Source organism: Bowmanella denitrificans, assembly GCF_039522935.1.
GTDB lineage: Bacteria > Pseudomonadota > Gammaproteobacteria > Enterobacterales > Alteromonadaceae > Bowmanella > Bowmanella denitrificans.
Genome location: NZ_BAAAEI010000006.1, coordinates 808,196 through 818,928 on the forward strand (window position 1 = coordinate 808,196; position 10,733 = coordinate 818,928).

The 10,733-nt window shown below is 49.9% G+C and carries 8 protein-coding genes; 3 read left to right on the forward strand and 5 right to left on the reverse strand.

Annotated features, from left to right (window positions below):
- Positions 1 to 11: 11 nt before the first annotated feature.
- The 4 genes from tpiA to ftsH form a co-directional block, all read right to left on the reverse strand.
- Entirely contained in the window at positions 12 to 758 is a 747-nt protein-coding gene (tpiA, locus tag ABD028_RS06495; RefSeq protein ID WP_343843163.1) for a triose-phosphate isomerase, read from the reverse strand.
- Positions 759 to 853: 95 nt separating this feature from the next.
- Positions 854 to 2,200, reverse strand: coding sequence for a phosphoglucosamine mutase (gene glmM / locus ABD028_RS06500; RefSeq protein ID WP_102794885.1), 1,347 nt, complete (start codon positions 2,198 to 2,200; stop codon positions 854 to 856).
- A gap of 36 nt (positions 2,201 to 2,236) precedes the next feature.
- Positions 2,237 to 3,067, reverse strand: coding sequence for a dihydropteroate synthase (folP, locus tag ABD028_RS06505; protein WP_343843168.1), 831 nt, complete (start codon positions 3,065 to 3,067; stop codon positions 2,237 to 2,239).
- Positions 3,068 to 3,125: 58 nt separating this feature from the next.
- On the reverse strand, positions 3,126 to 5,060 hold the full coding sequence (ftsH, locus tag ABD028_RS06510) for an ATP-dependent zinc metalloprotease FtsH (RefSeq protein ID WP_343843172.1): 1,935 nt from the start codon (positions 5,058 to 5,060) through the stop codon (positions 3,126 to 3,128).
- A gap of 419 nt (positions 5,061 to 5,479) precedes the next feature.
- Between ftsH and yhbY the strand changes: the two genes are divergently transcribed.
- The 3 genes from yhbY (at position 5,480) to ABD028_RS06525 (ending at position 9,128) form a co-directional block, all read left to right on the forward strand.
- Positions 5,480 to 5,776, forward strand: a complete 297-nt coding sequence (yhbY, locus tag ABD028_RS06515) for a ribosome assembly RNA-binding protein YhbY (RefSeq protein ID WP_102794882.1) — start codon at positions 5,480 to 5,482, stop codon at positions 5,774 to 5,776.
- 271 nt (positions 5,777 to 6,047) lie between these two features.
- Positions 6,048 to 7,991, forward strand: coding sequence for a beta-propeller domain-containing protein (locus tag ABD028_RS06520; protein WP_343843173.1), 1,944 nt, complete (start codon positions 6,048 to 6,050; stop codon positions 7,989 to 7,991).
- An 84-nt stretch (positions 7,992 to 8,075) separates the two neighbouring features.
- Complete coding sequence (locus tag ABD028_RS06525) at positions 8,076 to 9,128, forward strand: MBL fold metallo-hydrolase (RefSeq protein WP_343843175.1); 1,053 nt, start codon at positions 8,076 to 8,078, stop codon at positions 9,126 to 9,128.
- Here ABD028_RS06525 and ABD028_RS06530 read toward each other — a convergent pair.
- A complete protein-coding gene (locus ABD028_RS06530) occupies positions 9,115 to 9,873 on the reverse strand; it encodes a transporter substrate-binding domain-containing protein (protein WP_102794879.1) in 759 nt (252 codons plus the stop codon). The genes ABD028_RS06525 and ABD028_RS06530 overlap by 14 nt on opposite strands.
- Positions 9,874 to 10,733: the final 860 nt, after the last annotated feature.

Genomic DNA, 10,733 nt, shown 5'->3' on the forward strand with positions numbered 1-10,733 from the left:
TTTACCTCAATTCAGTTTGCCGCTTGGCAAATTGCCAAAAAATCAGTGACTTTTAGACTCGCGCCGCCTATCAGCCCGCCATCTACATCAGTTTGCGCGAAAATCTGCGCTGCATTAGTGGCATTGACACTACCACCATACAAAATTCTTATCTTTGCCGCCGCCATCGCATCAACTTTAGCCAGGTGACTGCGAATAAACGCATGAACTTCCTGCACTTGCTCCGGACTGGCCGTATTACCTGTGCCAATTGCCCAGATGGGTTCGTAGGCAATCACCAGGTTGTTCAGCACGTCGCTACCACAATGCCCGATAACCGCATCTAGCTGCTCAGCGACATGGTCAAACACCTTACCGGCTTCACGCACTGCCAGCGGTTCTCCGACACACAAAATTGCTGTTAATCCACTGCTGAACGCTGCGTTAACTTTTGCCGCAACCAGCGTATTGGATTCGTGCTGATCAGTGCGGCGTTCTGAGTGCCCAACAATGACATGCCCACATCCTACATCCCTAAGCATAACCGCGGATATCTCACCGGTATGCGCGCCACCAGGATGTTCGCTGATGGTCTGCGCTCCCAGTCCAACATCGTTCGAACTGAAACCGGCCAGTAAGGTAAAAGGCGGACAGACCAATACATCGACATTTTCAAACCGGTTTTGCTTAAACGCATCCTGCATTTGCGTTACCAGTGCCAGGTCACCGTTCATTTTCCAGTTACCTGCTACCATGGGGCGTCTGCTGTTCACTGCCATTGTGACTCCAGGCTCGCTTGGCGAGTCAATTCAAAGCGCGCGAGAGTGTAACCAACCGCCAAACAAGTTACAAGTCACTCTCGCGCCAATTATGACTATGCGGTTACTTTTCGTACCGAATCGGCGATAGTTTCGGCCCATTTGCTGGCAAGGTCGTCCTTAGTGGCCTCGACCATCACTCGGATCAATGGCTCGGTACCACTTTTACGTAATAATACCCGGCCATCGTCACCCATATCCTGTTCTGCAGCCTTGACAGACGCCAATACGTCGGCATGTTCCAAAGGAGAACTACTACCCTCGGTATAACGCACATTGATTAGGGTTTGAGGGAATTTTTCCATGCCCCGGCGCAGTTCATACAGGCTCATGTCGGCACGCAGCATAGACGTCAACACCTGCAGGCCCGAAACGATGCCGTCACCGGTGGACGCTACAGCCAGATTCAACACATGGCCGGAGCTCTCTCCACCAATATTCCAACCTCTGTCATGCAGCATTTCCATCACATAGCGATCGCCAACCTTACTGCGGGCAAAGGGAATGGACAGACGACTCAGGGCAACTTCCAGTCCCAGATTGCTCATCAGCGTGCCCACCACTCCGCCGCCATTTAAGCGGCCGGATTTAAGGGCGTCGCGCGCGATGATATAAACTATTTCATCACCGTCCACCACATTGCCTTTATGATCCACCATCATAATACGGTCGCCGTCACCATCCAGGGCAAAACCCAGGTCCGCCTTTTCCGCCAGCACACGCTCAGTAATAGCCTGCATGGAAGTGGCACCAACATCATCATTAATATTCAGACCATTAGGTTCTGTCCCAATCTCAATCACATCGGCACCCAGTTCACGCAATACATTAGGCGCAATGTGATATGTGGCTCCGTGGGCGCAATCCACTACGATTTTCATGCCGGTCAGTGACAATTCAGATGGAAAGGAACCTTTGCAAAATTCAATGTAACGTCCAGCCGCGTCACTAATACGGGTAGCTTTGCCGAGTTTATCAGATGCCACGCATACCATTGGCTCTTCTAGCTGCGCTTCAATAGCCAGTTCAATATCATCATCCAACTTGAAGCCATCGGCCGAAAAAAACTTAATGCCGTTATCATAGTAAGGATTGTGCGAAGCACTGATCACAATACCGGCCTCAGAACGAAATGTTTTGGTCAGATAGGCAATAGCCGGGGTTGGCATAGGGCCAAGTAAACCAATATTAATGCCTGCGGCAGACAGTCCTGCTTCTAAAGCAGATTCCAGCATGTAACCAGAAATACGGGTATCCTTACCAATTAATACCTTATTAGTACCGCGGCCGGCCAATACTTTACCAGCGGCCCAGCCCAGTTTAGTAACAAATTCAGGGTTAATCGCGCTTTCGCCGACTTTGCCGCGAATACCATCGGTACCAAAGTATTTTCGTTGACTCATAGTGTTCCTTGCAATGAAATGCCGGTATATTCCGGTCTAAATTAATTCGGGATTCAAAGTGGCCATCACCACTTTTAGCGCATCCACTGTTTGTTTAACATCGTGCACCCGGATGATTTGCGCGCCTTTCAGCGCCGCGATGGTAGCACAAGCCAAACTGCCGGCCAGACGTTCTTCCACAGGTCGGCTAAGCAATGTACCCAGCATCGACTTGCGCGACATCCCCACCAAAAGTGGCAAGCCCAAATGATGGAAACGTTCCATCCCCTGTAACAGCTGGTAATTATGCTGCAAAGTCTTACCAAAACCAAAGCCTGGATCGAGCAGAATTTTGTCTCTGGCGATGCCTGCTTGCAGGCAGCGCTGCACTCGGTCATCCAGGAAGCTAAAAATATCGGTAAACAAGTTCTGGTACTGTGGCTGCTGTTGCATGGTACGGGGTTGACCCTGCATATGCATCAGACAAACTGCGGCGCGGCTTTGCGCCGCCACCGCTAATGCCCCGTCTTCTTGCAGTGCCCTGACATCATTAATCAATCCGGCCCCGGCATCACAGGCGGCCTGCATCACCTGACTTTTGCTGGTATCAATGGAAATCACCGTATCAAAGCGAGCATGGATAGCTTCGATCACTGGCACGACCCTATCCAATTCTTCATTAACACTCACCTCGGCAGCCCCCGGACGGGTTGATTCGCCTCCGACATCAATAAACGCCGCGCCATCACTGAGCATCTGTTCAACTTGATAAAGCGCGGTATCCAAATGATTAAACTTGCCACCATCCGAAAAAGAATCAGGGGTCACGTTCAGAATCCCCATCACCCGTGGTTGGCTGAGGTCCAAATACTTATCTGCAAATTTCATCGGCTTGTCACATAAAAAGAAGGCGCCTTACAGCGCCCTCGTTCTCTTAAAGAAGTGTTTAGCTCGGCAAATCACCAGGCTTACTGATATCGGCTTCGGCAGACTTCTTAGCTTCTGCCTTAGCTTCAGGCTTAACCGGTTCACCGCCTTTAGGCTTATTGTCGTTATCCCAATCAGCCGGAGGACGAACATCGCGGCGCGCCATCAAGTCGTCTATTTGTCTGGCATCAATGGTTTCATATTTCATCAGCGCATCTTTCATGGCATGCAGAATGTCCATATTGTCACGCAAAATCTGCTCGGCACGGTCGTAGTTACGATCAATCACCGCCTTGATTTCAGCATCAATGGCACGCGCTGTATCATCAGACATATGCTTGGCGCGAGCCATACTGCGCCCCAGGAACACTTCGCCTTCCTCTTCGGCGTATAGCATTGGCCCCATCTTGTCAGACAAGCCCCATTGGGTCACCATCTTACGGGCCAGATCGGTGGCTCGTTCGATGTCATTAGATGCACCTGTCGTGACTTTCTCGCCGCCGTAAATAATATCTTCGGCAATACGACCGCCGTAAAGACTGGAAATCATGCTCTCCAGATGCTGTTTGGTGTAGCTGAATCTGTCCTGCTCAGGAAGATACATGGTGACACCCAGCGCACGACCACGCGGAATAATTGAGACCTTATATACTGGATCATGCTCAGGCACCATGCGCCCGACAATGGCATGCCCCGCTTCGTGGTAGGCGGTCATCTCTTTTTCGCTTTCAGACATCACCATGGACTTACGCTCTGCGCCCATCATGATTTTGTCTTTGGCCTTATCAAACTCTTCCATCGCCACCAGACGTTTGTTAGAGCGGGCGGCAAACAGTGCCGCTTCGTTAACCAGGTTGGCCAGGTCAGCACCCGAAAAACCAGGCGTACCACGGGCAATTACCGCTGCATCGACATTGTCTGCAATCGGTACTTTACGCATGTGTACTTTAAGGATTTGCTCACGGCCGCGAATATCCGGCAAGCCTACGACAACCTGACGGTCAAAACGACCAGGACGCAACAAAGCAGGGTCCAGTACATCAGGGCGGTTAGTGGCTGCAATCACGATAATACCTTCATGACCTTCAAAACCGTCCATTTCCACCAGCATCTGGTTCAGTGTCTGTTCGCGCTCATCGTGGCCTCCGCCCAGCCCGGCACCACGTTGACGACCAACAGCATCAATCTCATCAATAAAGATAATACAGGGTGCGGACTTCTTAGCTTGCTCGAACATGTCACGCACACGGGACGCGCCTACACCAACAAACATTTCCACAAAGTCAGAACCAGAAATGGTAAAGAACGGTACCTTGGCTTCGCCGGCAATGGCCTTGGCCAACAGCGTTTTACCTGTTCCGGGTGGGCCAACCATCAGCACACCTTTAGGAATTTTACCGCCCAGCTTCTGGAATTTTGACGGGTCACGCAAAAAATCCACCAATTCAGACACGTCTTCTTTGGCTTCATCGCACCCTGCCACATCGGCGAAGGTGGTTTTAATCTGATCTTCACCCAACAGACGCGCTTTGCTCTTGCCGAATGACATGGCACCACGGCCGCCGCCACCTTGCATCTGACGCATGAAGAATATCCATACGCCGATCAACAGCAACATCGGGAACCAGGAAATAAAGATGTTAGCCAGCATTGAGGGACGCTCAGGCGGCTCGTTAATCATGCGCACATCATTTTTGATGAGATCGGTCACCAGGCCGTTGTCGCCAACCGAAGGAATATAGGTAGTAAAGCTTTCCCCACTGCGGGACACGCCTTTGATCTCGCGACCATCAATGCGCACTTCACGCACCATGCCCTGATTCACTTCATTGATAAACTGGGTGTAGTCGTACTGGCGGCCAGACGATTCACCTGGAGTGAAACTCTGAAACACCGTCATCAAGACGACGGCGATAACCAACCACAGAATTAAATTTTTTGCCATATCGCTCAACGCTGTAACCTCTGTAAAAACAGTTTGTATCCTGACCGGCTTCCCTTCCCGGCTGCCTCAACTAGTCAGGCAGTGGGTAGACTACCAGAGTTCGCTGCGGGAAACTATGTAAACCGCCTTAATACCGCCACCACTTAAAGATCTTAAAGGGTGGTCGGATTTCCTGGTACTTTGTGTGCCCATTTCCTGTCGAAACGGTTGCACGCCTTATCCATCTATATGCACAATGAGCCTACATAGATCATCTGAGCACTTGAATAAACACAATGCCCAAGCTGACAAAACCGCTCTTTTTTTAATTGAAGCTGTTAATGTCATTAGGCATGCGCTTAAGATGGCGTTAGAATAGCGTTTTTCAACCCCAACGACATGCCAATTAACTGGCTGTTATATTTATTAACTGACAAATTTGTAACTCAATGATTCTTTCCACCAAACAGAAACAATATCTCAAGGGCCTGGCCCACTCTCTGAAGCCCGTGGTACTGCTGGGCAATAACGGCTTAACCGAGGGTGTATTGGCAGAGATAGACAATGCCCTAAACCACCACGAACTGATTAAGGTCAAAGTAGCAACGACTGACCGTGAACAAAAGCGTTTGATTTGCGATGCCATCGCCCGCGAAACAAAAGCCCTGAATGTTCAACTTATTGGCCACAACCTGGTGTTGTACCGCGAGAGCGAAGAGAAAAAAATCCGCATCCCCAGAGGCTGAACTGCTTCTTTAATAAAAAGGCATTCGGTACAGGGACAAGGCAGCATCAAGACTGCTTTCCCAACTGAAACAATTTTATAAACAGCAGTTTATTCCAGCATAGCAACTAAGGATAATCAGTAAAATTGTTGATGCTAATCGACATCCCCAAAAATAGCGCCTGCCCAACAACCCCGATAACAGATTTTAACAAATAGCTAACAATTATCGCGGACTTCGTGCAACGGTACATCTAGGATATCAGCCCTGATACTCCACCTGGGAACGACCGATGAGAACTCGCTATCCATTGTATTTACTCACATTAGGCTGTTTAAGTGCTTGCTCTGGCGACAATAATATCAGCCAGCCGGAACCCCAGATTATGGTTCCCCCCAGTATTAATGAGGCAAAAACTTTTGTTGGCGGGCTGCAACAGGTTGGTGACAGCCAAGCTCAGCGCTTTCTGAAAAACGGGATTTATATTGATTCGTTAAATCCCGTCCGCCTGGAAATGCGTGGTGACACAGTGGCTTCCGACTCAAACGGTAATTTTTCAACAACCAACACCCATGAAGCAGGAGTGGATGAAGCAGACCGAATGGAATACGACGGTGAATACCTGTACGTGGCCACTTACCCGATCTGGACGGAGACAAACTACCAGCCACCGCATATAAGAGTAATGCAGCGCCAGCAAGACTGGAGTCTTAAGCAAGTAAACCAACTTAAGCTGGATGACACCTTAGGGCAAGTCAATGGCCTTTACCTGTATCAGGATGCCCTGGCTGTCATCAGTGCATCTTATCCTATCATGACCTTCGCCCGTCTCTCTGGCCCCTGGTATGGTGAAAAGGCCCAGGTAGGAATTTCCCTCTATAACACCAACATTCCTGCCGAAGCGGGTTTGGCTGAGCAACTACAGATAGAAGGTTTGCTATTGGATAGCCGCCGTATTGGCCAGTATCTGTACGTGACTACCACCCACTCGCTGCAAATGGAAGGGCTGAATGTGGGCGCTGAAGAAGATGCCAGTAAGTTGCAAAATTATCAGAAAATTCAGGCGGCAGATCTCACTGAGCTGATGCCCAAACTGACCCGAAATGGGCAGTCTCAGCCACTACACCGGGCTGAAGACTGCTACATTCCTGAATTGGCCAGTAGCAATGACGGTTATGCACGTCTGGTTAATATCACCCGAATCAACCTGCAAAGCCCTGATGATGTGACATCTTTATGTCTGACCGGTCAGGCAGACAATTTATACGTTTCCCCACAAAGCCTGTATCTGAGTGGCACCGCAGAGCAACAAACGATATTGCACAAAGTGTCACTTGGCGATAGTTTCGGCTACCAGGCATCCGGCACAGTGGATGGACAACTCGGCTGGCAGACCACGCCCTATTTCCGTATGAGCGAAAAAGAGGGCTACCTGCGAATCATCACCAGCCAAGGTGACGAATCGCTGGAACACAAACTCACAGTGATGCAGCAACAGGGCAACGCACTCGTCAGTGTCGCCACTCTCCCCAACAGCAGTTCTCCTGAACCGATTGGCAAGCCCGGTGAAGAGATATATGCAGTACGTTTTATCGGCGATCGCGGGTATGTTGTGACCTTTGAGCGTATGGATCCGCTGTATGTGCTGGATTTAAGCAATCCTCTGCTTCCGCAAACGCAGGGCAGCCTGGAGATACCCGGATTTTCCAGCTATCTGCATCCACTGGACAATCACTACCTGTTAGGTATTGGCCAGGATGTGGCGATTGAAAGCCTGCCAGGCGAAGGCGACAGCACCACTGAAATGCCTGTGCGCCAGGGTGCCAAAATCAGTCTGTTTGATATCAATGATCCGGCCAATCCTCGGGAAATAGCCAGTTTGGTTAAAAAGCAAGGTTATACGCCAGTGGAATACAATCACCGGGCCTTGTCGGTACTCAATCAAAACAGCCAATACCGATTCGCTCTGCCTATCGAAGAATGGCAAAGCTGCGCTGCTGATGCTTGTATTGAGATTTGGCAGCCCAACAACAGCCTGATGCTGCTTGATGTTAACGCCCTGCCCAGGCAAGCCAGCTTGTCATTACTGACAGAGTTAAAAGCCACCGGTGAGCAATATTACTATGGTGGTGAAGACCGCAGCGTAATCCACGGCGACCACATTTATTATTTGCATGGTAATCAGTTGTGGATGAGTCAATGGCAGGCTAACGCACAGATCCTGGGCCCTTACTGAATGGCCACATCAGGGGAGTTGCACTCCCCTTTGTCCCTTATGTCAGCCAGAACCTGTAGACCTTTTCTTTGCTACGCTTAGCTTATGAAACTGCTCTGCCTGACAGCGCTAATCCTACTCTGCGGGTGCGACCCAGACCGACCAGCGCCTCAAAATGCTAAGGAGATTGGCGCTATCCGGGCACCCTACACCGGTGAGCGCTTTTTTAATCCGCATATACAGGATCAGGAAAAAACCGTTTTTGCCTTTTTGCTGACCAAGTATTTCGGTGATGTCCCCTTTGCCGACCAAGCCAGTCAAACAGACAGAATAGTGGTTGCGCCGAGGCTGGCAGATTTACACCAGCCAACCCCATATCCCAGAGTCACCTGGCTTGGCCACGCCAGTTTTCTGATTAGCTATCAAAATACTAACCTGCTGACCGATCCCATTTTCAGCGAGCGGGCTTCTCCAGTCAGTTTTGCTGGCCCCAGGCGTTTAGCTCCCTTGCCTTATAAAGTGGAACAGTTGCCGCCCATTCAACATGTGCTTATCTCTCATAATCATTACGATCATCTGGACAAGCACAGCATACTGAGTTTGGGAACAGCCCCGATATATCATGTGCCACTGGGCCTGAAAGATTGGTTTACCGAAATCGGTTTGCCGGATGCCAAGGTGTTGGAATACGACTGGTGGCAACAGCAGCACATTAGTGGTATCGATTTCATTGCTACGCCCACCCAGCACTGGTCAGCGCGTAGCCTGTTTGACCGTCGAAAAACCCTATGGGCTGGATGGCGGGTCAACTGGCAGGCATTCAGCCTGTGGTTTGCTGGCGATACCGGTTACAACCCCATTGATTTTGTTGAAACAGCAAACAAGCTTGGTTCTGTTGACCTCGCACTTATCCCTATCGGTGCTTATGCCCCCAGAGAATTTATGCGTCTTTATCATGTCACCCCAACAGAAGCCTTACAAATCCATCAGGATATTCAGGCTAATCTGAGTATTGGTATGCACTGGTCCACCTTTCAACTGAGTGCTGAAGATCTGGACGAGCCAGCCAGGCTATTGGAACAGGCGCGACGGTCTTGCCCTGATACAGCGCCATTTATCACTCTGGCCATAGGAGAAAGTCGTGTTATTGAGCGTTAGCAGGTTTGTGGTACTTGCGAATCAGGTTGTCAATCTCGCCTGATGCCCGGCTTTTATCCACTTGTTCTTGTAACCGCTGTTGCAGATCAACAGGAAAGGCCTTATTCAGCGCCATATAGTTGCCTATTGCCCCCAGCGGAAATTCAATGGTTTCGACCAAATCATCCAATGCAAAGCCGGTCGGTTCAACCTGATAAAAAAGGGTCAGCGGAGAGCCAATGATTAAGTCTAATTTTCCCTGCACAAACAACTGCATATCTGCATTTTTATAGGATACGTTGAGTAGATTCTTACCCTTGGTAAAACCGTGGCGAAGCAAAATGCTTTCATAAATATCGTTGGGTTGAATACCTATGGTAAAACGCGCCGCATCATGTAAATCGGTTAACTCAATATCGGTTCGGTGCTTGAGCTTGTACAGATAAGAAGTGGAATTGACTAATGGTCCCACCCACTTAAACTGTTCTTCCCGTTGGGGATTTCGGGCGGTGGAGATAAGCCCGCTCATGGGCTGGGATTGGGTCAGTTGCAACGAGCGTTTCCAGGGCAATAGCTCAAGTTCGCAATGTACCTTGGCAGCCTGACATACCGACATTACCAATTCTGCGTTAATCCCGACCACCTTATCCTTATGCATAAACTGGTAGGGTGGAAAGTGTTCGGTGTATACCTTTATCTGGGCTGGAGCCGCCCACAGGCTGCCTGTGGTTGCCAGCGACAATAGACAAAACATCCTGACAAACATACTGCTCCCCTTTACTTTACCGGTCAGATTAATCGGGTTGAGCTTTGGGTGCAAGTTTGGGCTGTTGGCTGTTGGCTGTTGGCTGTTGGCTGTTGGCTGTTGGCTGTTGGCTGTTGGCTGTTGGCTGTTGGCTGTTGGCTGTTGGCTGTTGGCTGTTGGCTGTTGGCTGTTGGCTGTTGGCTGTTGGCTGTTCAGTCTGACTCGCCCTCGCGCTCTGTCAACGGATTTCTGCTAACTGACTACTGATTACTGACCACTTAGTTCAGCCATCTGACGGCTGATTACTGACCACTTAGCTTAGAACTGACGACTTTAATTCTGTCGGACTCAAGTCCGACCCACTGCGCTTAGACTGAGCTTTGTTGTCGGAATAAATTCCGACCCACTGTGGGTTGGGCTTGAGCCCAACAATAATAGATTCCCACGAGTCGACATTATGCCTGCTGACCTTTTGAGTATAGACAGGCTTTCGACTGTGGCCTGATAACGATTGAGTACAGAGGCCCCGTCCAGTTGAAAGCGTTTATCCAGTTTTGGAAATCACATCGGGAGGGATTACAGAATACATCCTGTATTCTGCCCTGCGGGCCGCCGCTGACTGCGCGGCGTTCAAAAATGTTCCTGGCATTTTTGTCGAACCAGGGGTTCAAACCATGGCCGCCCTGCACGGGATATAAAAGAAAAGCCCCGTCTTGTTGTAAGTGTTCATTCAGTTTTGAAATTTACATCGGGAGGGATTACAGAATACATCCTGTACTCTGCCCTGCGGGCTGCCGCTGACTGCGCGGCGTTCAAAAATGCTCCTGGCATTTTTGTCGAACCTAGGGTTCGAACCATGGCCGCCCTGCACGGGATATAAA